Below are 22,901 nucleotides of genomic sequence, written 5' to 3' on the forward strand. Positions count from 1 at the left end.
AGAGGCCACCATGCTTTTCCTCGTCGCAGCCCTCCTCCTGCTGGGGGTCGTGCTGGGCTCAGCGGCGCACCTCCCGCTCCCGGTCACCCTCGCCGTCGCCGGCGCCATCGGGCTCTGGCTGATCGTCTTCGCCGTACGTGAACGCATCACCTCGCACCGGAGGGCCTGACCATGGAACTCGTCCTGAACCGCCGCCGTGCCCGTGACAAGGACGCCGACGGCATGGCCGTCGCCGCCTTCGTCCTCGGACTGCTCGGCCTGCTGGTCATGAACGTCGTACTGGGCCCCATCGCCATCGTGCTCGCCGGCCTCGCCCTGCGGTACGGCACCGCCCGGCGCGGCCGCGCCTGGCTCGGACTCGCCCTCGGCGTCGCCGACCTCGCGGTGCTCGCGGGCCTGGTCATGGCCGACGGAACCGTCTCCTGGGGGCTCGGCGCCTGAGGCCGGTCCGGGTGGCTCGTAGAATCGGGCCCACCATGGCTTACCTCGACCACGCCGCGACCACCCCGATGCTCCCGGAGGCGGTCCAGGCGATGACCGCCCAGCTCACCGTCACCGGCAACGCGTCCTCGCTGCACGCCGCGGGCCGCCGCGCCCGCCGTAGTGCCGAGGAGGCCCGCGAGGAGCTCGCCGAGGCACTCGGCGCGCGGCCCAGCGAGGTCGTCTTCACGGCCGGCGGCACCGAGGCCGACAACCTCGCCGTCAAGGGCCTGTACTGGGCCCGCCGCGACGCCGACCCGCGCCGCGTCCGCGTCCTGGCCAGCCCCGTCGAGCACCACGCGGTGCTCGACGCGGTCCACTGGCTCGCCGAGCACGAGGGCGCGACCGTCGAGTACCTCCCCGTCGACCGCTACGGGCGGGTGCACCCCGAAGCCCTGCGCGAGGCGATCGCGCGCGACCCCTTCGATGTGGCCCTGGCCACCGTGATGTGGGCCAACAACGAGATCGGCACGGTCCTGCCGGTGGCGGAACTCGCCGCCGTGGCGCGGGAGTTCGACATCCCGCTGCATGCCGACGCGGTCCAGGCCGTGGGCCAGCTCGACGTCGACTTCGCCGCCTCGGGCCTGGCCGCGATGACCGTCTCGGGCCACAAGATCGGCGGCCCTTACGGAATCGGGGCGCTGCTGCTCGGCCGTGAGTACACCCCCGTGCCCGTGCTGCACGGGGGCGGCCAGGAGCGCCATGTGCGCTCCGGCACGCTCGACGTCCCGGCGATCGCCGCCTTCGCCGTGGCGGGCCGGCTGGCCGCCGAGCGCCGCGCCGACTTCGCCCGTGAGGTCGGCGGTCTGCGCGACCAGCTGGTCGAAGCCGTCCGCAAGGCCGTCCCGGAGGCGATCCTGGGCGGTGACCCGGCCCCGGGCGGCCGCCTTCCCGCCAACGCGCACTTCACCTTCCCGGGCTGCGAGGGCGACTCGCTGCTGCTGCTCCTGGACGCCCAGGGCATCGAGTGCTCCACCGGCTCCGCCTGCACGGCGGGCGTCGCCCAGCCCAGCCATGTCCTGCTGGCCACCGGCACCCCTCCCGACCTGGCCAGGGGCACCCTGCGCTTCTCCCTGGGCCACACCTCCACGGAGGCCGACGTCCAGGCCGTGGCGACGGCGATCGGCCCGGCCGTGGAACGGGCGAGGACGGCGGGGCTGAGCTGACGCCCCACGGGGTGCGGCGCACTCCGCACCCCGCGCCGGGATACTCGCGAGCCGCCCGCCCCGCACGGCACGTACCCTGGTGGGTGCTATGACGAAGACACCCCCGCGCCCCCTCCGTGTGCTCGCCGCCATGTCCGGCGGCGTCGACTCGGCCGTCGCCGCCGCCCGCGCCGCCGAGGCGGGCCACGACGTCACCGGCGTCCACCTCGCCCTGTCCGCGAACCCGCAGTCCTTCCGCACCGGCGCGCGGGGCTGCTGCACCATCGAGGACTCCCGCGACGCCCGCCGCGCCGCCGATGTCATCGGCATCCCCTTCTACGTCTGGGACCTGGCGGAGCGCTTCCGCGAGGACGTCGTCGAGGACTTCGTCGCCGAGTACGAGGCGGGTCGCACCCCCAATCCGTGTCTGCGCTGCAATGAGAAGATCAAGTTCGCCGCGCTGCTCGACAAGGCCCTCGCCCTCGGCTTCGACGCCGTCTGCACCGGCCACTACGCCACGGTCGTCCTCAACGAGGACGGCAGCCGCGAGCTGCACCGCGCCAGCGACATGGCCAAGGACCAGTCCTATGTCCTCGGCGTCCTGGACGAGAAGCAGCTCGCCCACGCGATGTTCCCGCTCGGCGACACCCTCACCACCAAGGACGAGATCCGCGCCGAGGCCGAGCGCCGGGGCCTGGCCGTCGCCAAGAAGCCGGACAGCCACGACATCTGCTTCATCGCCGACGGCGACACCCAGGGCTTCCTGGCCAAGCGGCTGGGCAAGGCCGACGGTGACATCGTCGACGAGTCCGGCACCAAGGTCGGCAGCCACGAGGGCGCGTACGGCTTCACCATCGGTCAGCGCAAGGGTCTGCGCATCGGCCACCCGGCCGCCGACGGCAAGCCCCGCTACGTCCTGGACATCTCCCCGGTGAACAACACGGTCACCGTCGGCCCCGTCGAGGCCCTGGACGTCACCGGCCTGACCGCGATCAAGCCCCGCTGGTGCGGCGACGCCCCGGTCGGCTCCGGCACATACACCGCGCAGCTGCGGGCCCACGGCGGCGAGACGACGGTGACGGCGGAGCCGGTGGGCGACGAGCTGGTGGTGAGCTTCGCCGAGCCGGTGCGCGGCGTCGCACCCGGCCAGGCGATCGTGCTCTACGACGGCACGCGGGTGGTGGGGTCGGCGACGATCGCCACGACCGCGCGCCGCACCGAGGCGCGGGCCTAGTCCGCGGCGAGGCTCTCCTCGGATCCGGTGCCCGAGCCGGAGGCCGTGTCGGCCGCCGTGCCCATGAAGCACAGGTGGTCCTTTATCAACGTCACGGCCGCCAGCGGCTCGTGGTACGCCCAGGCTATGTCCGGCGCGTCCGGCAGCGACCAGTACGCCGCGATTCCCTTGTACGGGCACGTGGTTCGGGTGGTCGACGGGCTCAGCAGATCCAGCCGGACGTCCTCGGTCGGCAGGTAATAGCGGACCGGCAGGCCGTCCTCGTGCACGAGCAGCGGGCGGGTGCTGTCGGCGAGCACCTGCCCGTCCCACAGCACGCGGACGCGGAGCGCGCCCTCCCCGGCGGCCTCGGCCGTGACGAGGTGATCCGGGTCGTAGGGCGGCGGCGGGCCCGGCGGGGGTGTGGCGGCGCCGGTGGGCTCGGCGAGAATCGTGTGCGTCGTCGTCATGCCCGCTCAACGGCCCATCGCCCGCCGCTTGTTCCCCCGATTCGCCGTTCGGGACACTGTTCACCCGTTCGAGTGGCAGGGGTCTCCCGGCGTACGGTTGCGCCATGAACATCTGCGTCTTCCTCTCCGCCGCCGACCTCGCCGACCGCTACACCCGCCCCGCCCGCGAGTTCGGCGAGCTGCTCGGCAAGGCCGGTCACACGCTGGTCTGGGGCGGCTCGGACAGCGGTCTGATGAAGGTCGTCGCCGACGGAGCGCAGGAGGCGGGCGGCCGTCTCGTCGGCGTCTCCGTCGACTTCCTCGCCGTCTCCGCCCGTGCGAACGCCGACGAGATGCTCTTCGCCAAGGACCTCGCCGAGCGCAAGGCGCTGCTCCTCGAGAAGGCCGACGCCGTCGTGATCATGGTCGGTGGCACCGGCACCCTGGACGAGGCCACCGAGATCCTGGAGCTGAAGAAGCACGGCAAGCACACCAAGCCGGTGGTGCTGCTCAACACGGCGGGGTTCTACGACGGCCTCAAGGAGCAGTTCCGTCGTATGGACGACGAGGGCTTCCTGCCGCTGCCTCTCACTGACCTGGTCTTCTTCGCGGAGGACGCCGTCGCGGCCCTCGCCTACCTGGAGGAGTCGGCAGGCATCCAGTAGTGCGAGCATGTCGGGTATGGCTACACACCTGATCACTGGGGCAGGCTCCGGCATCGGCGCGGCGGTGGCGCGGCGGCTGCACGAACGAGGCGACGAGCTCGTGCTGCTGGCGCGCGACGCCGGTCGCGCCAAGGAGCTCGCGGCGCTCTTCCCCGGCGCCCGCACGCTCGTCGCGGACCTCGCCGACCCGGACCGCATCTCCAAGTCGCTCGGCATGCAGCCGATGCCGGACCACCTGGACTCCCTCCTGCACATCGCGGGCGTCGTCGACCTCGGCCCCATCGGTGAGCTCCGCCCCAGGACCTGGCACCAGCAGCTCAACGCGAACCTGATCTCGCCGGCCGAGCTCACCCGGCTCTTCCTGCCCCAGCTGCGCGCGTCGCGCGGACACGTCGTGTTCGTCAACTCCGGCGCCGGGCTCACCGCGCACGCCGAGTGGGGCGCGTACGCCGCCTCCAAGCACGGCCTCAAGGCCCTCGCGGACTCGCTGCGCCACGAGGAGCACGCGGGCGGGGTGCGCGTCACCTCCGTCTACCCGGGGCGCACCGCCAGCCCCATGCAGGCCAAGGTGCACTCGCAGGAGGGCAAGGAGTACGACCCGGCGAAGTACATCGACGCCGAGTCGGTGGCGACCACCATCGTCATGGCGATCGACCTGCCGCGCGACGCCGAGGTCAACGACCTGACGGTGCGGCCGGGCCGATGAGCGACGCCGTCAGCGACTTCCCCTGGGGCGCGGCCACCGGCGTCGGCTCCATGCCCGGCGGCGACGCGCGCGAGGCCGCCAAGACCGTCACCGGCTCCCTCATCGGGGCCGACGGCTCGGCCGGCGACTTCCCGTTCCTGCCCGAACTCCCCGCGCGCGGCCCCGGCGCGGACATGATCGGGCGCACCGCCGGGCTGCTCGTCGAGATGTACGCGCGCGTGGAGCCCAGCGGCTGGCGGCTCGGGGACCGGCCGGGCCGCGACACCCGGCGGGCCCACTCCTGGCTGGGCGAGGACCTGGACGCCCTGGAGGAGTTCACCCAGGGGTACGAGGGCCCGCTCAAGGTCCAGGCGGTCGGGCCGTGGACGCTGGCCGCCGCCCTCGAACTGCGCGGCGGCGAGGCCTCGCTCGGCGATCCCGGTGCCTGCCGCGACTTGGCCGGGTCGCTGGCGGAGGGCCTGCGCGGCCATCTCGCGGACGTGCGCCGCCGGATGCCGGGCGCGCGCATCCTGCTCCAGCTCGACGAGCCGTCGCTGACGGCCGTGCTGCGCGGGCAGATCAGGACCGCCAGCGGCTACCGCACCCACCGGGCCGTCGACCGCCAGGTCGTCGAGTCGGCGCTGCGGGACGTCGTCGCGGTCCACGACGGCCCGGTCGTGGTCCACTCCTGCGCGCCCGACGTGCCGTTCGCCCTGCTGCGCCGGGCCGGCGCGGCCGCCGTCTCGTTCGATTTCTCGCTCCTCACCGAGCGTGACGACGACGTGATCGGCGAGGCGATGGAGAGCGGCACCCGGCTGTTCGCCGGAGTGGTCGGCGGCACCGACGGCCCATTGTCAGACCCTGCCGGTAGCGTCATGGGTGTCAGGACGTTGTGGCGCAGGCTGGGGCTGCTTCCGGGGACTCTCGCGGAGTCCGTGGTGGTCACCCCGTCGTGCGGACTCGCGGGCGCTTCGCCGGCGTATGCCCGTGCGGCCCTCGCCCACTGCGTCCGGGCGGCGAGATCGCTCGCGGACAACCCTGAGTGACGGGGAAGACGGGAAACGGGAGGACATGACAGTGGCTGGCGAACAGAACGACGTGGTGCCCGCGGAAGCACGGGAGAAGCACGCGCTCCTCGCCGAGCAGGTCGAGGAGCACCGCTTCCGGTACTACGTGAAGGACCAGCCGGTCATCAGCGACGGCGAGTTCGACAAGCTGCTGCGCGGCCTGGAGGCCCTGGAGGAGGAGCATCCGGAGCTGCGCACCCCGGACTCCCCGACCCAGAAGGTCGCGGGGGCGTACGAGACGGACTTCGCCTCGGTGGAGCACCGCGAGCGCATGCTGTCGCTGGACAACGCCTTCGACGACGAGGAGCTGGCCGCCTGGGCCGAGCGCGTCGCCAAGGACGTCGGCAGCGCCGCGTACCACTACCTGTGCGAGCTGAAGGTCGACGGCCTCGCGGTCAACCTGACGTACGAGCACGGCCGGCTGACCCGCGCCGCCACCCGGGGCGACGGCCGCACGGGCGAGGACATCACGCCCAACGTCCGTACGATCGCGGACATCCCCGACCGCCTCAAGGGCGACCGCGTCCCCGACCTGGTCGAGATCCGGGGCGAGGTCTACTTCCCCATGGAGGCGTTCGAGGGGCTGAACGCGCGTCTGGTGGAGGCGGGCGACAAGCCGTTCGCCAACCCGCGCAACGCGGCGGCCGGTTCGCTGCGCCAGAAGGACCCCAAGGTCACCGCCACCCGCCCGCTCCACATGGTGGTGCACGGCATCGGCGCGCGCGACGGCTTCACCATCGACTGCCTCTCGCACGCGTACGAGCTGCTGCGCGAGTGGGGCCTGCCCACCGCCCAGCACAACAAGGTCGTCGGCTCCCTGGACGAAGTGCGGGACTTCATCACGTACTTCGGGGAGAACCGCCACTCGGTGGAGCACGAGATCGACGGCGTCGTCGTCAAGCTCGACGAGATCCCCCTCCAGGGCCGCCTCGGCTCCACCGCGCGCGCCCCGCGCTGGGCCATCGCCTGGAAGTACGCGCCGGAGGAGGTCAACACCAAGCTGGTCAACATCCGCGTCGGTGTCGGCCGCACCGGCCGCGTCACGCCGTACGCACAGGTGGAGCCGGTGACCGTGGCGGGCTCCGAGGTCGAGTTCGCCACCCTGCACAACCAGGACGTGGTCAAGGCAAAGGGCGTCCTCATCGGGGACACGGTGGTGCTGCGCAAGGCCGGTGACGTCATCCCGGAGATCCTGGGCCCGGTCGCGGACCTGCGGGACGGCACCGAGCGGGAGTTCGTGATGCCCGCCGAGTGCCCCGAGTGCGACACCCCGCTGCGGCCCATGAAGGAGGGCGACATCGACTTGCGCTGCCCCAACGCGCGGTCGTGTCCCGCCCAGTTGCGCGAGCGGCTGTTCTATCTGGGCGGCCGCAAGAGCCTGGACATCGAGAACTTCGGCTATGTCGCCGCGGCGGCCCTCACCAAGCCGCTGGAGCCGGCCGAGCCGCCGCTGCTCGACGAGGGCGACCTGTTCGACCTGACGATGGACCGGCTGCTGCCCATCAAGGCGTACGTCCTGGACCAGGACAGCGGGCTGCCCAAGCGCGACCCCAAGACCGGCGAGGAGAAGGTCGCCCTGGTCTTCGCCAACATGAACGGCGAGCCCCGCAAGAACGCGGTCTCGATGCTGGAGAACATCGCGGCCGCCAAGGAGCGCCCGCTGGCCCGGATCCTCACCGGTCTGTCGATCCGGCATGTCGGCCCGGTCGCCGCCGAGGCGCTGGCCCGGGAGTTCCGCTCCATCGAGCGCATCGAACAGGCCACGGAGGAGGAGCTGGCGGCGGTCGAGGGCGTCGGCCCGACCATCGCGGCCTCGCTCAAGCAGTGGTTCGAGGAGGACTGGCACCGCGAGATCCTCCGCAAGTGGAAGGCCGCGGGCGTCCGGATGGAGGACGAGGGCTCCGGCGAGGACGAGGGGCCCCGTCCGCTGGAGGGGCTGACGGTCGTGGTGACCGGAACCCTGGTCAACCACACCAGAGATGGCGCGAAAGAAGCGCTCCAGAGCCGTGGAGCCAAGGTCACCGGTTCCGTTTCCAAGAAGACGTCGTTCGTCGTCGTCGGCGACAGCCCTGGTTCGAAGTACGACAAGGCGATGCAGCTGAAGGTTCCGGTTCTCGACGAGGACGGGTTCGCTGTCCTGCTGGAACAGGGTCCCGAAGCGGCTCGCGAAGCAGCTGTGCCGAGCGCGGAAGAGGGGGAATAAGAGGAGTGGAGGGCTCCTCTCGGGCGGCCCGTCATCACCCGTTCGGCGCATAGCAGACGGCTCTTGGCGGTCAGGTCGCATTCGGGCAAGAGATGTAGACCGCTGCCCGTCAGAGCCCTCCGCGGCCTACTGTTGTGATGAGCGCCAGTCGTGCACGGCTGAAACGGGAGCTTGGGGGAGTTCCCGGTCGTGGTGGCATGACAAAGGGGGCCATCGCGTGGCATCGGCACCGCCGGCTGTGAGAGGGACGGGAATGAAACCGACCGAGAGCGCCGCCCCGGCCGCACGGCTGCGCGGGTTCGCGGGATTCTCCTCCAGGCTGACCGCCGGCGTCCTCGGGACCGCCGCCCTCGCCCTGGCCCTGGGGTTCTACCGGGCCCTCGACACGGGCGACGCCCTCTTCCCCGGCTCCACCAGGGGCTGGGCGCTGGCCGTGCTCACCGGCATCATCGTGGGCCATCTGGTCGCGCTGGGGCGGGACCGCTGGTGGGGCGGCACCGGCTCCGGCGCCGCCCTCACCCTCGCCGTGCTGCTCCTGTACGGCTGGGTCCCGGCCGGGCTCGTCTCCATGGCCGTCGTGGTGCTCGTGGGAGCCGCCCGTCGGCACCGCTGGCGCCCGGGCGTGCTGCACGGGGCGGTCGACGTCCTCGGCATCGGCGCGGCCGCGCTGGTGCTCGCCCTGTTCGGCCACCACCCCAGCGTTCGCTCACCCTGGTGGCCCACCGACTGGACGGTCTCCTCGGCCCCCGTGGTGGTGCTCGCCGCCGGAACGTATCTGGTGGTCACCCGGATCCTGCTCTGGTACGCGATGGCGCCGCGCGGCGGCGGGCTGCCCACGGTCGCGCGGACGGCCCTGCTGCGACAGGGGCTCGTCGCCGTCGCCCTGCTCGGCATCGCCCCGCTGATCTGCGTGGTCGCGATGGCCCTGCCGGTCCTGCTGCCGCTCTTCGCGGTGCCGCTGATCGCCCTCGACTCCACCCTGTGGATCGCCCGCGCCCGCGCCGAGGAGCAACTGCGCGACCCGCTCACCGGACTGCCCAACCGCCAGTGGCTCCTGGAGCGCACCTGGGCGGCTCTGGAGGAGGCCGAGGGCCCCGGCAACCGGGCCGCCCTCGTCCTGATCGACATGGACCGGTTCCGCTCGGTCAACGACACCCTCGGCCACCTCGCCGGCGACCGGCTGCTCCTCCAGATCGCCGAACGGCTGCGGCTCGCCCTGCCGCGCGGCGCCGAGGCGGCCCGGCTCGGCGGCGACGAGTTCGCCGTGCTGCTGCCCGTGGCCGACTCCGCGACCAGCACCATGCGGATAGCCCGAGGCCTGGTCGCCGAGCTCTCCTCGCCGCTCGACCTGGACGGGCTCACCCTGGTCCTGGAGGCCAGCGCGGGCGTCGCGGTCTACCCCGACCACGCGCTGGACGCGGAGGGGCTGCTGCGCCGGGCGGACGTGGCGATGTACCAGGCCAAGCGGGACCGCACGGGCGTGGAGGTGTACGAGTCGAAGCGGGACTCCAACACCCCCGACCGCCTCGGTCTGCTGGGCGATCTGCGGCGCGCGCTCGACGCGGGCGACGTGGAGCTCCACTACCAGCCCAAGGTCCGCTTCGACGGCCAGGTGGCCGGGCTCGAAGCGCTGGTGCGCTGGGTGCACCCGGAGCGCGGCCGGGTCCCTCCCGACGAGTTCATCGCCATCGCGGAGTCCTCGGGGCTGATGCCGCACCTGACCGAGTACGTCCTGGAGACGGCGCTCGCCCAGGTCGCCCGGTGGCGGGCGCAGGGGCTCACGGTCCCGGTCGCCGTGAACGTCTCGCCGCGCGACGTCCACACCCCGGGCTTCGCGGGCGCGGTGGCGGCCCGGCTGGCCCGGCACGGCGTCCCGGCGGGCGCCCTCCAGCTGGAGATAACCGAGCACGTCCTCCTGGAGGACCCGCAGCGGGCCGCCGACACCCTGGCGGGCCTGACCGGCCACGGCGTGAAGATGTCCCTCGACGACTTCGGCACCGGGTACTCCTCGCTCGTGCATCTGCGCCGGCTGCCCGTCAGCGAGCTCAAGATCGACCGCTCCTTCGTGGCCCGGCTCGCCGTCGACAACGAGGACGCCGAGATCGTCCGCTGCACCCTCGACCTCGCCCACTCCCTCGGTCTGCTCGTCGTCGCCGAGGGCGTCGAGGACGACGAGACCTGGGAGCGCCTGCGCGACCTGGGGTGCGACGCCGTCCAGGGCTGGCTGGTCGCCGCCGCGATGCCGCCCGCCGAGGCCACCGCCTGGCTGCTCGCCCGGGGCTCGCGCGGGGGCAGCGCAGCGTCCCGCCGACCTGGAGGCGGCGGCCAAGTCCGCCGCCACAGCCGCGGCCGAGGAGCCGTCGGGCACCCCGGTGCAGTGATCGGGTGGGCCCGCCTCCGACGTCACCGTAACGCCGTAACGGCCTGGGAGGACACGGCGGTTCGGGGGCGGGGGTCGGTGCGGACCGGGCCGGTTTCCCGCGATCCCGGGTGAGGGGCGCCGGCCGCTGTCGACGCCGGAAGGCACTGGGGAGGCACTGGGGAGGCGCCGCGGAGGCGCCCGGCCGCGCGGTCCCCCAGGGCCCGTCGGCCGACCCGTCGGCCCGCTGGGATCGGTGCCCCTCGGCCCCTGATCAGGCCCCCCGGCACAAACCGTTTAGTCGAGTGGCGGCCGGGCCCCATAGGATTGGCCCCAAACCACACGCACTCACCCCTGAGGATCGCTGCATGCCTGGCATCACGCGCGAGGAGGTCGCACACCTCGCACGGCTGGCGCGTCTGGAGCTGAAGCCCGAAGAGCTTGAGCACTTCGCCGGTCAGCTCGACGACATCATCGGCGCGGTCGCCCGCGTCTCCGAGGTCGCCGACCAAGACGTACCGCCGACCTCCCACCCGCTGCCGCTGACGAACGTCATGCGCGCGGACGAGGTCCGTCCGTCGCTCACCCCCGCGCAGGCGCTCTCCGGCGCCCCGGCCCAGGAGCAGCAGCGTTTCAAGGTGCCGCAGATCCTGGGGGAGGACTAATCACATGACGGACATCATCAGGCTCACCGCCGCCGAGATCGCCTCGAAGATCGCGTCCGGCGAGCTCACGGCCGTCGAGGTCACCGAGGCCCACCTGGCTCGTATCGAGGCCGTCGACGAGAAGGTCCACGCCTTCCTGCACGTCGACCGCGAGGGCGCGCTGGCCCAGGCCCGCGCCGTCGACGCCAAGCGCGCGGCCGGCGAGAAGCTCGGCCCGCTGGCCGGTGTGCCCCTCGCCCTGAAGGACATCTTCACCACCGAGGGCATCCCGACCACGGTCGGCTCGAAGATCCTCGAAGGCTGGATCCCGCCGTACGACGCGACGCTCACCAAGCGGCTCAAGGCCGCCGACGTCGTCATCCTCGGCAAGACCAACATGGACGAGTTCGCCATGGGGTCGTCGACGGAGAACAGCGCGTACGGCCCGACCGGCAACCCGTGGGACCTCACCCGGATCCCCGGCGGCTCCGGCGGCGGCTCCTCGGCGGCGCTCGCCTCCTACGAGGCCCCGCTGGCCATCGGCACGGACACCGGCGGATCGATCCGCCAGCCCGCCGCCGTCACCGGCACCGTCGGCGTCAAGCCGACCTACGGCGCGGTCTCCCGCTACGGCATGGTCGCCTTCTCGTCCTCCCTCGACCAGGGCGGGCCCTGCGCCCGTACGGTCCTGGACGCGGCGCTGCTGCACGAGGTCATCGCCGGGCACGACCCGCTCGACTCGACCTCCATCGACGCGCCGGTCCCGCCGGTCGTCGAGGCCGCCCGCAACGGCTCGGTCGCCGGGATGCGCGTCGGCGTCGTCAAGCAGTTCTCCGGCGAGGGCTACCAGGCCGGTGTCGTCCAGCGCTTCAACGAGTCGGTCGAGCTGCTCAAGTCGCTCGGCGCCGAGATCGTCGAGCTGGACTGCCCGTCCTTCGACCTGGCGCTCTCCGCGTACTACCTGATCGCCCCGTCCGAGTGCTCGTCCAACCTGGCCCGCTTCGACGCCATGCGCTACGGCCTGCGGGTCGGCGACGACGGCACGAAGTCCGCCGAGGACGTCACCGCGCTCACCCGCGAGGCCGGCTTCGGCGACGAGGTCAAGCGCCGGGTGATCCTCGGTACGTACGCACTGAGCTCCGGCTACTACGACGCGTACTACGGCAGCGCCCAGAAGGTCCGCACGCTCATCACGCGCGACTTCGAGAAGGCCTTCGAGCAGGTCGACGTGATCGTCTCGCCGACCACGCCCACCACCGCCTTCCCGATCGGCGAGCGCGCCGACGACCCGATGGCGATGTACCTCGCCGACCTGTGCACCATCCCGACCAACATGGCGGGCAACGCCGCCATGTCGCTGCCCTGCGGCCTCGCGCCGGAGGACGGCCTGCCGGTCGGGCTGCAGATCATCGCCCCCGCCCTGAAGGACGACCGCCTGTACAAGGTGGGCGCCGCCGTCGAGGCCGCCTTCGTGGAAAAGTGGGGCCACCCGCTGCTCGAGGAGGCACCGTCGCTGTGAGTGCACTGACCAAGGCCAAGGGCTTCAAGAAGTCCAAGGCCGGTACGTACCTGTCCATCGGCACCACCGCCTTCGGCGCGTTCAGCGTGCTCAAGCAGGCCAAGAAGGCCCGCACCGAGCAGGACAAGCTGCAGCTGCTCGACGCCGTCGTCTCCGCCGCCGCCATCGCCACCGGCGTCGCCATCCTGCTGCGCGAGCTCAAGCGCATGGGTGACGACGACGTCCTGCTGGGCTGAGAGGGATTGTTTCACCGTGACCGTCACTGATCTGGTCTCGTACGAGGACGCCCTCGCGTCGTACGACCCCGTCATGGGCCTTGAGGTCCATGTCGAGCTCGGCACGAAGACCAAGATGTTCTGCGGCTGTTCTACCGAGCTGGGCGCCGAGCCCAACTCGCAGACCTGCCCCACCTGCCTCGGCCTGCCCGGCTCGCTCCCGGTCGTCAACGCGATCGGCGTCGAGTCGGCCGTCAAGATCGGCCTCGCGCTCCACTGCGAGATCGCCGAGTGGTGCCGCTTCGCCCGGAAGAACTACTTCTATCCGGACATGCCGAAGAACTTCCAGACCTCGCAGTACGACGAGCCGATCGCCTTCAACGGCTATCTGGACGTCCAGCTGGAGGACGGCGAGATCTTCCGCGTGGAGATCGAGCGCGCCCACATGGAGGAGGACACCGGCAAGTCGACGCACGTCGGCGGTGCGACGGGCCGTATCCACGGCGCCTCGCACTCGCTGCTCGACTACAACCGGGCCGGCATCCCGCTCATCGAGATCGTCACCAAGCCGATCGAGGGCGCGGGCGAGCGGGCCCCCGAGGTCGCCAAGGCGTACGTCGCCGAGCTGCGCGAGCTCATCAAGGCGCTCGGCGTCTCCGAGGCCCGGATGGACAAGGGCCAGATGCGCTGCGACGTGAACTTGTCGCTGCGGCCCAACGGGACCGAGAAGTTCGGCACCCGCAGCGAGACGAAGAACGTCAACTCGCTGCGTTCGGTCGAGCGCGCGGCCCGCTTCGAGATCCAGCGCCACGCGGCCGTCCTCAACGGCGGCGGCACGATCATCCAGGAGACCCGTCACTTCCACGAGGAAGACGGCTCCACGACGTCCGGCCGCATCAAGGACAACGCCGAGGACTACCGGTACTTCCCGGAGCCCGACCTCGTCCCGGTCGCCCCGGCCCGCGAGTGGGTCGAGGAGCTGCGCAAGGGGCTGCCCGAGCTGCCTCGGGTGCGCCGCAACCGGCTCCGCGAGGAGTGGGGCGTCTCCGAGCACGACATGCAGTCGATCCTCAACGCGGGCGCGGTCGACCCGATCGTCGCCACGATCGAGGCGGGCGCGGACGCCGCGGCCGCCCGTAAGTGGTGGATGGGCGAGCTGGCCCGTAACGCCAACGAGCAGGGCGTCGCCCTGGACGAGCTGCCCGTCACCCCGGCGCAGGTCGCCCGGGTCGCGGCGCTCGTGGCCGCCGGTGACCTCAACGACAAGCTGGCGCGCCAGGTCATCGAGGGCGTCCTCGCGGGCGAGGGCGACCCGGACGCGGTCGTCGAGAAGCGCGGCCTCAAGGTCGTCTCGGACGAGGGCGCGCTCGGCGCGGCCGTGGACGAGGCCATCGCGGGCAACGCGGCCATCGCGGACAAGATCCGCGGCGGCAAGGTGCAGGCCGTCGGCGCACTGGTCGGCGCGGTCATGAAGACCACGCGCGGCCAGGCGGACGCGGCCCGCGTCAAGGAGCTCATCCTGGAGAAGCTGGGCGTCGAGGGCTGAGCCCCCGACCCCGGAGCGCGTTCTCCTGCGTACGTAGTACGTGAACGGCTCGGCCCCCGTATCCCATGGATGCGGGGGCCGAGTCATATGCCATGGGCGGCGCGGAATCAAACCCTCCTGCCGGGTGACCTCGTCCCGGAAGGTCTATAGGGTGCCGAGCGTGGACGGGCGAGAAGCGGTGAGAGTGCTCGGGCGGCGTACGGCGCTGCGGTATCTGGCGCTGGGGGCGGCGGCCAGTGCCGTGTCGGCGTGCACCGGCGCGGGGGCGGCGGAAGGGCCCCGCAAACAGGCGTTGAAGGCGTTCGTGAAGGGCGAGTGGGCCTACCGCTCGAACCAGAGCCACCAGGGCGTCCTCACGGTCAATCCCGATGGGCGCTGGTCTGTCACCCAATGGGGTGGAATGTCCGGTCAGTGGATGCTGGACGGCGCTGTTCTCTCGGTGAGCACCGACGCCCCCACCGGCGACGCGGAGTCCGAGGCGCAGGAAGCCTTCACGCTGACGAGCATGCCGGAGAAGGTCTCCCGGTCGTTCTCGGAGCTCTTCACGCTCTCCGGCGGCTGGTCGAGCATCGGCACCGCCGTCGAGGCCGGGTACAGCAAGGGCGTGCTGACCCTCGCCTTCCGGGGCGACGGCTCCGAGGACCTGCTCGTCACCTGCACCCGCCGCAAGTGACGCGAGGGGTCGCCGGGGCTCGTGTGCGCGCTGTCCTGTGAGCAACCCCTCAGCCCCCTGTGAGTAACCCCACGAAACGGGCAAACGATCACTATTCGCTGTCAGAGTGGCAGCGCGTAGAGGTCATGCGTTCTTTGCGGGCTGTTCAAGTCGTGGCTGTTCACGTCGTGGCTTTTCGAGTCGTGGTTGTTCACGTCGTGGGTGCTCACGGAGCACCGGCTTCCCGGGCAAAGATCCACGAACCATCCAGGGAGCACATTCGTTGGCAGCCATCGCACGGTGGTGCATCAGGCACCGCCTAGTCGCCGTCCTGCTCTGGCTCCTCGCGTTCGGCGGCGCCACGGCCGCCACCGCCGTCGCGGGCTCCGCGTACTCCAACGACTACGAGGTCCCCGGCACCGAGTCCGGCCGCGCTACCGCCCTGCTGGACGCAGGGTTCCACGGCGGCCGCGGCGGTGACACCGGCACGGTCGTCTGGCGCACCGACACCGGATCCGTGCGCGCCCCCGACGTACAGCAGCGCATCTCCAAGGCCCTCGGCGAGGTTGCCGAGCTTCCCGGCGTGGCCTGGGTGACCGGCCCGTACGGCCGCGACGGCGGTACGCAGATCAGCGCGGACGGGCACACCGCCTACGCCTCCGTCACCTTCGACGAGACCGCCGACGCCATCCCCGAGGACCAGGCGCGGGCCGTCGTCGACACCGCGAGGGCCGCCTCCGCCGACGGCCTGCAGGTCGCGGTCGGCGGCAGCGCCGCCGCGCTCACCGAGACCAGCTCCGCGCACCTCAGCGAGATCGTCGGCGTGGTCGTCGCGGCCGTCGTCCTCTTCCTCGCCTTCGGCTCGCTCGCCGCCAGCATCCTGCCCATAGTCACCGCGGTGATCTCCGTCGGCACCGCCTACGCGGGCATAGGACTGCTCGGCCACGCGATGACCGTCGCGGACTTCGCGCCCATGCTCGGCCTGCTCATCGGCCTCGGCGTCGGCATCGACTACGCCCTGTTCATCGTCACCCGGCACCGCCGCGGCCTGCGCCAGGGGCTCTCCGTCGACGAGGCCGCGACCCGGGCCGTGGCGACGACCGGGCGGGCGGTGGTCTTCGCGGGTGCGACCGTCTGCATCGCGCTGCTCGGCATGCTCATCCTGCGCCTCGGCTTCCTCAACGGGGTCGCCGTCGCCGCCTCGCTGACCGTAGTGCTCACCGTCGCCGCGTCGGTGACGCTGCTGCCCGCACTGCTCTCCCTCATCGGGACGCGGGCGCTCAGCCGCCGCGAGCGGCGCCGGCTCGCCGAGCGCGGGCCCCAGCCGGAGCTGCCCACCGGCTTCGCGGCCCGCTGGTCGGTGTTCGTCGAGCGGCACCCGAGGCTCCTCGGCGGCCTCGCCGCCGTGGTGATGCTGGTGCTCGCCCTGCCCACGCTCTCGCTCCATCTGGGCACCTCCGACCAGGGCAACAACCCGGCGAAGTCCACCACTCGCACCGCCTACGACCTGCTCGCCGACGGGTTCGGGCCCGGCGTCAACGGGCCGCTCACCCTCGCCGCGAAGCTCGACGGCGCCGACGACCGGCTCGCCATGGAGCGGCTGCCCGGTGTGCTGCGCTCCAGCGAGGGCGTGGCCTCGGTGAGCCCGGTGACGTACAACGCCAGCGGCGACACGGCCGTCCTCACGGTGGTGCCCCGGTCGGCGCCGCAGTCCCAGGACACCAGCGCCCTCGTCGACCGGCTGCGCGACAAGGTGCTGCCGGCCGTCGAGAAGGGCACCTCGCTCGACGTCCACGTGGGCGGGGTGACCGCGAGCTACGACGACTTCGCGGGTGTGATCATCGGGAAGCTGCCGCTCTTCGTCGGTGTGGTCATCACCCTCGGCTGTGTCCTGCTGCTCCTCGCCTTCCGCTCGATCGGCATCCCGCTCAAGGCGGCCGCGATGAACGTGGCGGCGGTGGCCTCCGCGTTCGGGATCGTCGTCGCCGTCTTCCAGTGGGGGTGGGGGAGCGAGCTCCTGGGCCTCGGCCGGTCGGGGCCGATCGAGCCCTTCCTCCCTGTGATCATGGTCTCGGTGCTCTTCGGGCTCTCCATGGACTACCAGGTGTTCCTGGTCAGCCGGATGTACGAGGAGTGGCTGGAGACCGGCGACAACCGGCGCGCGGTCCGGGTCGGCCTCGCCGAGACCAGCCGGGTGATCAACTCGGCTGCCGTCATCATGATTTCGGTGTTCCTGGCCTTCGTGCTCAGCGGCGAGCGGGTGATCGCGATGTTCGGCATCGCGCTGGCGGCAGCCGTCGCGCTCGACGCGTTCGTGCTGCGCACCCTGCTCGTACCGGCCCTGATGCACCTGCTCGGCGGCGCCAACTGGTGGCTGCCCGGCTGGCTGGACCGACGGCTTCCGCGGATCAGCATCGAACCGCCCGAGTGCCGCCGTGCGACGATTTTGGCGCAGCGGGCCAGTGAGCCGGTCGACGAGCTCGTGGGCCAGCCGTAGGCATGGTCGTTACGTAGGGACGTGAAGGAGCGGGATGTTCGCGATATCGCTGGGGGACGACGGCGCGGAGCTGCGGCCGCTGGAGCCGCACCACGCCGAGGAGTACCTCGCGCACATCGACCGGGGGCGTGACTTCATCGGGCAGTTCATCATGCTCGCCGAGGTGAGCAAGGACCTGGAGTCGGCACGGGCCTTCCTCCAGGCGTACGCGGAGAAGGCGGCCTCGGACACCGGGCGCGTCTACGGCATCTGGTCCGAGGGCACGCTCGTCGGCGGCGTCCTCTTCCGTACGTTCGACGCCCGGCTCGGCACCGCCGAGGCCGGGTGCTGGCTGGAGGAGTCGGCGGTCGGGCGCGGGCTCGTCACCCGCGCGGTGCGGGTGCTGATCGACTGGGCCGTCGAGGAGCGCGGGATCCACCGTGTGGAGTGGCTCGCCGCCTCCGGCAACACCGCCAGCATCAACGTGGCCAAGCGGCTCGGGATGACGCGGGACGGGGTGCTGCGCGAGAACTACCCGTACCGGGGCGTCCGCCAGGACACCGAGGTCTGGGCGGTGCTGGCCCCGGAGTGGCGGGCCCGCGCGGCAGCCTAGGGACTGCCCGGCGGATCGTGCCCGGGACGCCCGTTAAGGCGCCTCTCAGAAAGGCCGCCTACCGTCCCCGGCATGACTGCCACCCCCTCCACGACCAAGACCGACAACGAAGCCGACGCGCGGGCGACGGCTGCCGAGGAGCCCGTGGCCGCCGCCGGCACGGCCGCCGACCCCGCCGCCGAGGCCCCGGACGATATCGCCGAGGCCGAGGCCGAGGGCGCCGACGAGGACGAGCTCGACGACGACGTGCCGCCCGCCGCTCCCGTCCGTACCGGGATCGGCGCCGGCGCCGCCGCCGTCGTCTCCGGGGCGCTCGGCCTCGCCTCGCTCACCGGCACCTGGACCGGGAAGGTCCTCTCCGAGCGCGAGACCCTGCTCGGCCAGATCAAGACCGCCCAGGGCGGCTCGGCCTCCGCGCAGATCCACGAGATCTACGGCGACTCCTGGCACACCACCGCCGCCGTCAACGGCACCTTCGCGCTGCTCGCCCTGCTGGTCGGCGCGTTCGTGCTGGCCCGCCCGGCGTTCGGCGCCCCCGACGCCCAGCCTCAGCCCGGCTGGGTGCGGGCGGTCGCGCTCGGCGGCGTCGTACTCGGCGCGATCGGTCTGCTGCTCTCCGTCGGGATGTACTTCGACCTGTTCGCGACCCTGCCCTCGACCGGCTCCTGACCACTCAGAGCGCCGGGGGCGCCATCGTGAAGCGGGCCAGGACGGCGGCGCTCACGGTCTGGCGCTGAGGCTCAAGATCGAGCTCCGGGACGCTCTCCGGCGCGCCGCCGTACCCCGCCGCCGCCCGCATCATCGCGGGCGCCGCCACCGGGTACGGCCGCGCGTCCTCGGCGCCCTCGTCGGCCAGTTCGAGCAGGGCCACCAGCTCGCTGCCGAGCGCCGTCGCGTATTCACGGGCGCGCTCCACCGCCTGCTCGACGGCCCGGCGGCGCGCCTTCCCGTACGCGGGCGAGGCCGGGCGCAGACCCCACCAGGGGCCGTCCACGCGCGTCAGTTCCAGTGAGGCCAGGCGCGAGGCCAGTTCGCCGAGCGCCGTGAAGTCACCGAGCTCCACCGTGATCCGCACCTGCCCGTGGTACGCCCGCACCCGCTCGCCCCGGCCGTGCCTGCCCAGTTCGGGGCTGACCGAGAAGGAGCCGGTCTCCACCTGCTCCACCGCCTCCCCGTACGACTTGACGAGGTCGAGGGCGGCCGCGTTGCGGCGGGTGAGGTCGTCGAGGGCGGTACGGCGGTCGGTGCCGCGCGCGGTGACCGTCACCCCGAGCCGGGCGATCTCCGGGTCGACGTCGAGCACCGCCTCGCCCCGGACCGCGATCCGGGGGGCGTCGGGGGTGCCGTAGGGCAGGTGCGGGGACGGCTGGGTCATCTCGGCTCCTGGGGTCGCTGGGTGCGCCCCACTCTTCCACCGGCCCGCCCCATGGGGCATCCACCGCACGTCTGAGTCCGATGCCTTATGCCTAGGTACCCCGGCCGGCCGGATGCCCTGCGTCTAAGGCCTCGCCGCCGCGAGGATGCGGCACTCTCCCGATGTGGCGGAACCCCCTGGGATACGAGAGTCAGGGCATCGCGGAAAGCGATGAACCACCGACTCGAGCCCCGCGAGGGGCACCAGGGAGCCCAAGATGTTCACGTACCAGATGCACAAGGTGAACCAGGCCGAGCTGCTCCGCCAGGCCGCCGCCCAGCGGCTGGTCCACCAGGCCCGCGTGGCCCGCAGGACCCGGCGCCACGCGGACCACGAAGGCGAGGGGCGGGTGAGCCACCTGCGCGATCTGCGCGACCGCTTCGCGCACGCCGCCTGAGCGCCCGCGAGAACCGCGATGACCTTGATCGTCCCCATGGGTGCCGCGGGACCGGACGGCTGTGCGATGCTCGGCGACGTGGAGACCAGGTCCTTCAGCCCCGTGTTCGTCGGCCGCGCCGGTGAACTGACCGCCCTGAACGAAGCGCTCGCCCGCGCCACCGCGGGCGAGCCGCAGGCGTTGCTGGTGGGCGGTGAGGCCGGAGTGGGCAAGACCCGGCTCATCGAGGAGTTCACCAACGCCGCCTGCGACGCCGGAGCCGTGGTCGCGGTCGGCGGCTGTGTCGAGATCGGCGCCGACGGCCTGCCGTTCGCCCCCTTCTCCACCGCCCTGCGCACCCTGCGCCGCCGACTGCCCGACGAGCTCGCCGCGGCCGCCGACGGCCAGGAGGAGGAGCTGGCCCGGCTGCTGCCGGAGCTCGGCGAGGCCAGCCGGGAGAGCGGCGAGGACGGCACCGCCCGCCTCTTCGAACTCACCGTACGGCTCCTGGAGCGGACCGCCGCCGACCGCACGGTCGTGCTGGTCCTCGAAGACCTGCACTGGGCGGACGCCTCCACCCGCCATCTGCTCGCCTATCTGCTGCGCACCCTGCGGCGCGGCCGGCTCGTCGTCGTCGCCACCTACCGCGCCGACGACATCCACCGCCGCCACCCGCTGCGCCCGCTGCTCGCCGAACTCGACCGGCTGCGCACGGTCCGGCGCATCGAGCTCTCCCGCTTCAGCCGCGGCGAAGTCAGCCGCCAGCTCACCGGGATCCTCGCCGCCGAACCCGAACAGGCCCTGGTGGACGACATCTTCGCGCGCTCCGACGGCAACGCCTTCTTCGTGGAGGAGCTGAGCGTCTGCCACGAGTCGGGCTGCGTCCCCGGCGGCCTCAGCGAGTCCCTGCGCGACCTGCTGCTCGTACGGGTCGAGACGCTCTCCGAGAACGCCCAGCTCGTCGTCCGCATCCTCGCCGAGGGCGGCTCCACCGTGGAGCACCCGCTGCTCGCCGCGGTCTGCCGGCTCTCCGACGACGACCTGGACGCGGCGCTGCGGGCGGCCGTCGGCGCCAACATCGTGCTGCCGACCGAGGACGGCGACGGCTACCGGTTCCGGCACTCGCTGGTCCGCGAGGCCGTCAGCGACGACCTGCTGCCCGGCGAGCGCTCCCGCCTCAACCGCCGGTACGCCGAGGTCCTGGAGGCCGACCCCTCGCTGGTCCGCGCCGACGAGCACGCCACCCGCCTGGCCAGCTACTGGTACTCCGCGCACGACGCCGCCAAGGCGCTGCCCGTGGTGCTGCGCGCCGCCGTCGAGGCCCGGAAGCGGCACGCCTACTCCGAGCAGCTGAGCCTGCTCGAACGCGGTATGGAGCTGTGGGACTCGGTGCCCGCCGAAGTCCGCGCCGAGCTGCGCCCGTTGGACTACGCGGGCGCCTACCCCTCGTGCTACGCGTGCGACCCCCACACCACCCCGCTCGGCTACCTCGACCTGCTCGCCGAGGCGGCCGTCGCGGCCCGCTTCTGCGGGGAGCGCGAGCGCGCCGTGAAGATAGCCAGGCGCGCGCTGCGGATCATCGAGGCCGAGGAGGCGGACGCCCCGCCCGGCACTCCGCACGGCGATCCGCTGCGGGCCGCCTGGTTCTGGACCGAGCTCTCCAAGCTGGTGCAGAACCTGGGGCGCGGCGACGGCTGGGACGAGATCGCCACCGCCCAGGAGCTGGTGCGCGGACTGCCGCCGTCCGCCGTGCACGCGGCGATCCTGGCCACCGCCGCGGGCTGGGGCATGCTGCACCGCCCCGGCCCCGAGTCGCTCGCCGCCGCCGAACGCGCCGTGGAGTACGCCCAGCTGGTCGACGCCGAGGAGACCGAGCTCAACGCCCGGCTCACCCTCGGCGGCCTGATGGTCGACGCGGGCGACGCCGAGGGCGGCCTGGCCATGATGCGCGGCGTCATCGAGCGCTCCCTCGACCTCGGCCTCGTCGGCGAGGCGGCCCGCGGCTATGTGAACCTCTCCTCCAGTCTCGAATCGGTCGGCCGCTCGCAGGAGTCCGCGCGGACCGCGGCCGAGGGCGTACGGCTCTCGCGCAAGTACGGCCTCATCGACAGCGAGTCCTGGGCCGCGGCCAACGAGTCCGCCGCCCTGCTCAGCCTCGGCCGCTGGGACGAGGCCACCGAGCGCGTCGCGTGGGTCCAGCGCTCCGGTGTGAGCGGCAAGCCCCGGGGCTACTCCGCGCTCAGGCTCTCCCAACTGGCCGTGATACGGGGCGAGTTGGAGCTCGCCGTCGAGCGCCTCGCCGACGCCGTCCGCTACTTCGGCGCCCGTGATCCGCTGCCCCAGAACGCGCTGCCCATGGCCCAGGTCGAACTGGCCGTCGCGGCCGGGCAGGGCCGGTTCGCCGAGGCACGCGCCGGGCTCGCCCGCGCCGTCGAGGCCGGCTTCCCGCCCGGTACCCAGCGCTACGGCTGGCCGCTGCTGTTCACCGCCGCCGCCGTGGAGGCCGATCTGCGCGGGCTGCCCACCGCCGGGCCCGGCCGGGACGAGGCCCTGGCCCTGATCCACTCGGCGGCCCGGACCATGCCCACCCCGAGCGCGCTGGCCAAGGCGTACGCCCTGTGCGTCGAGGCGGATCTGGCCCGCGCCGGAGGCCGGGACGACGCGGCCCGCTGGGAGGCGGCCGCCGCCGCGCTCCAGCCGCTGGAGCGTCCGTACGAACTCGCCCGGGTCTGCCTGCGGTGGGCCGCCGCGCTGCTCGCCGAGGGCAACCGGCGCGACACCGTCGCCACGCTGCTGCGGCAGTCGCACTCCGCCGCCGTACGGCTCGGGGCCCGGCCGCTGGTGGAGGAGCTGGAGCTGCTGGCCCGCCGGGCCCGGCTGCCGCTCACCGAGCCGGAGCCCGCCGTCCCGGACGAGGCGGCCGACCCGGCCGGGGCGCTCGGGCTGACCAGCCGGGAGCAGGACGTCCTGCGCCTGGTCGCCGCGGGGCTCAGCAACCGCCAGATCGCCGAGGAGCTCTACATCTCCCCGAAGACGGCCAGCGTGCACGTCTCCAACATCCTGGCCAAGCTGGGCGTCTCGGGCCGGGGCGAGGCCGCCGCACTGGCCCACCGGCTCAACCTCTTCGCCGGGACCGCCGCCTGAGCGGGGGCGCGGTGGCCCGGACGGGGGCGTCGCGTG

Annotated in this window: 20 protein-coding genes and 1 pseudogene; 19 read left to right on the forward strand and 2 right to left on the reverse strand. The window is 72.7% G+C overall.

Going from position 1 to position 22,901, the window contains the following annotated elements:
* Positions 1–10 precede the first annotated feature (10 nt).
* The 4 genes from A8W25_RS34495 to mnmA all read left to right on the forward strand — a co-directional run bounded on the left by A8W25_RS34495 (position 11) and on the right by mnmA (position 2,859).
* The gene (locus tag A8W25_RS34495; RefSeq protein ID WP_199831815.1) at positions 11–169 is read left to right on the forward strand and encodes a hypothetical protein; all 159 of its coding nucleotides are present in this window, start codon (positions 11–13) and stop codon (positions 167–169) included.
* Positions 170–171: 2 nt separating this feature from the next.
* Positions 172–441 carry a DUF4190 domain-containing protein gene (locus tag A8W25_RS23190; RefSeq protein WP_067164564.1) on the forward strand — a complete coding sequence of 90 codons (270 nt, stop codon included), beginning with the start codon at positions 172–174 and terminating at the stop codon, positions 439–441.
* Between the two features lie 35 nt (positions 442–476).
* Positions 477–1,646, forward strand: coding sequence for a cysteine desulfurase family protein (locus A8W25_RS23195; protein WP_067164566.1), 1,170 nt, complete (start codon positions 477–479; stop codon positions 1,644–1,646).
* Between the two features lie 88 nt (positions 1,647–1,734).
* Positions 1,735–2,859: a tRNA 2-thiouridine(34) synthase MnmA gene (gene mnmA / locus A8W25_RS23200; protein WP_067164568.1), complete on the forward strand. Its 1,125-nt coding sequence runs from the start codon at positions 1,735–1,737 to the stop codon at positions 2,857–2,859.
* Here mnmA and A8W25_RS23205 read toward each other — a convergent pair.
* On the reverse strand, positions 2,856–3,308 hold the full coding sequence (locus A8W25_RS23205; RefSeq protein WP_067164570.1) for a DUF427 domain-containing protein: 453 nt from the start codon (positions 3,306–3,308) through the stop codon (positions 2,856–2,858). The two genes, mnmA and A8W25_RS23205, sit on opposite strands and share 4 nt — an antisense overlap.
* Before the next feature lie 104 nt (positions 3,309–3,412).
* Between A8W25_RS23205 and A8W25_RS23210 the strand changes: the two genes are divergently transcribed.
* From A8W25_RS23210 to A8W25_RS23270, 13 genes and pseudogenes are all read left to right on the forward strand, one after another.
* Positions 3,413–3,952, forward strand: a complete 540-nt coding sequence (locus A8W25_RS23210) for a TIGR00730 family Rossman fold protein (protein WP_067164571.1) — start codon at positions 3,413–3,415, stop codon at positions 3,950–3,952.
* Between the two features lie 16 nt (positions 3,953–3,968).
* On the forward strand, positions 3,969–4,658 hold the full coding sequence (locus tag A8W25_RS23215) for an SDR family oxidoreductase (protein ID WP_067164573.1): 690 nt from the start codon (positions 3,969–3,971) through the stop codon (positions 4,656–4,658).
* Positions 4,655–5,683, forward strand: coding sequence for a methionine synthase (locus A8W25_RS23220; protein ID WP_067164575.1), 1,029 nt, complete (start codon positions 4,655–4,657; stop codon positions 5,681–5,683). Before A8W25_RS23215 ends, A8W25_RS23220 begins: the two co-directional genes overlap by 4 nt.
* 31 nt (positions 5,684–5,714) lie before the next feature.
* Entirely contained in the window at positions 5,715–7,907 is a 2,193-nt protein-coding gene (ligA, locus tag A8W25_RS23225; protein ID WP_067164577.1) for an NAD-dependent DNA ligase LigA, read from the forward strand.
* Positions 7,908–8,160: 253 nt separating this feature from the next.
* Positions 8,161–10,197: pseudogene (locus tag A8W25_RS23230) on the forward strand (putative bifunctional diguanylate cyclase/phosphodiesterase); the annotation flags it as partial.
* A gap of 437 nt (positions 10,198–10,634) precedes the next feature.
* Positions 10,635–10,931, forward strand: coding sequence for an Asp-tRNA(Asn)/Glu-tRNA(Gln) amidotransferase subunit GatC (gene gatC / locus A8W25_RS23235; RefSeq protein WP_067164579.1), 297 nt, complete (start codon positions 10,635–10,637; stop codon positions 10,929–10,931).
* Between the two features lie 4 nt (positions 10,932–10,935).
* Positions 10,936–12,429 (forward strand): Asp-tRNA(Asn)/Glu-tRNA(Gln) amidotransferase subunit GatA, encoded by a 1,494-nt coding sequence (gatA, locus tag A8W25_RS23240; RefSeq protein ID WP_067164580.1) that lies wholly within the window; start codon positions 10,936–10,938, stop codon positions 12,427–12,429.
* Positions 12,426–12,665: a hypothetical protein gene (locus A8W25_RS23245; protein ID WP_067164582.1), complete on the forward strand. Its 240-nt coding sequence runs from the start codon at positions 12,426–12,428 to the stop codon at positions 12,663–12,665. Before gatA ends, A8W25_RS23245 begins: the two co-directional genes overlap by 4 nt.
* Positions 12,666–12,681: 16 nt before the next feature.
* Positions 12,682–14,190: an Asp-tRNA(Asn)/Glu-tRNA(Gln) amidotransferase subunit GatB gene (gatB, locus tag A8W25_RS23250; RefSeq protein WP_067164584.1), complete on the forward strand. Its 1,509-nt coding sequence runs from the start codon at positions 12,682–12,684 to the stop codon at positions 14,188–14,190.
* Positions 14,191–14,350: 160 nt separating this feature from the next.
* The gene (locus tag A8W25_RS23255; RefSeq protein ID WP_158942680.1) at positions 14,351–14,863 is read left to right on the forward strand and encodes a hypothetical protein; all 513 of its coding nucleotides are present in this window, start codon (positions 14,351–14,353) and stop codon (positions 14,861–14,863) included.
* Positions 14,864–15,125: 262 nt separating this feature from the next.
* Complete coding sequence (locus A8W25_RS23260) at positions 15,126–17,339, forward strand: MMPL family transporter (RefSeq protein WP_067164588.1); 2,214 nt, start codon at positions 15,126–15,128, stop codon at positions 17,337–17,339.
* A 34-nt stretch (positions 17,340–17,373) separates the two neighbouring features.
* Positions 17,374–17,931: a GNAT family N-acetyltransferase gene (locus tag A8W25_RS23265; RefSeq protein ID WP_067164590.1), complete on the forward strand. Its 558-nt coding sequence runs from the start codon at positions 17,374–17,376 to the stop codon at positions 17,929–17,931.
* 72 nt (positions 17,932–18,003) lie between these two features.
* Positions 18,004–18,600 carry a hypothetical protein gene (locus A8W25_RS23270; protein ID WP_067164591.1) on the forward strand — a complete coding sequence of 199 codons (597 nt, stop codon included), beginning with the start codon at positions 18,004–18,006 and terminating at the stop codon, positions 18,598–18,600.
* Positions 18,601–18,604: 4 nt separating this feature from the next.
* Here A8W25_RS23270 and A8W25_RS23275 read toward each other — a convergent pair whose 3' ends face one another.
* Positions 18,605–19,306, reverse strand: a complete 702-nt coding sequence (locus tag A8W25_RS23275; protein WP_067164593.1) for an SIMPL domain-containing protein — start codon at positions 19,304–19,306, stop codon at positions 18,605–18,607.
* A gap of 256 nt (positions 19,307–19,562) precedes the next feature.
* On the opposite strand from A8W25_RS23275, the gene A8W25_RS23280 reads away from it, so the two are divergent.
* Together A8W25_RS23280 and A8W25_RS23285 are read left to right on the forward strand one after the other, a co-directional pair.
* Positions 19,563–19,742, forward strand: coding sequence for a hypothetical protein (locus tag A8W25_RS23280; protein ID WP_067164595.1), 180 nt, complete (start codon positions 19,563–19,565; stop codon positions 19,740–19,742).
* A gap of 18 nt (positions 19,743–19,760) precedes the next feature.
* The gene (locus A8W25_RS23285) at positions 19,761–22,865 is read left to right on the forward strand and encodes a helix-turn-helix transcriptional regulator (protein WP_234386558.1); all 3,105 of its coding nucleotides are present in this window, start codon (positions 19,761–19,763) and stop codon (positions 22,863–22,865) included.
* The last annotated feature ends 36 nt before the right edge of the window (positions 22,866–22,901 follow it).

The sequence above is a fragment of the Streptomyces sp. ERV7 genome, from assembly GCF_001653515.1.
GTDB lineage: Bacteria > Actinomycetota > Actinomycetes > Streptomycetales > Streptomycetaceae > Streptomyces.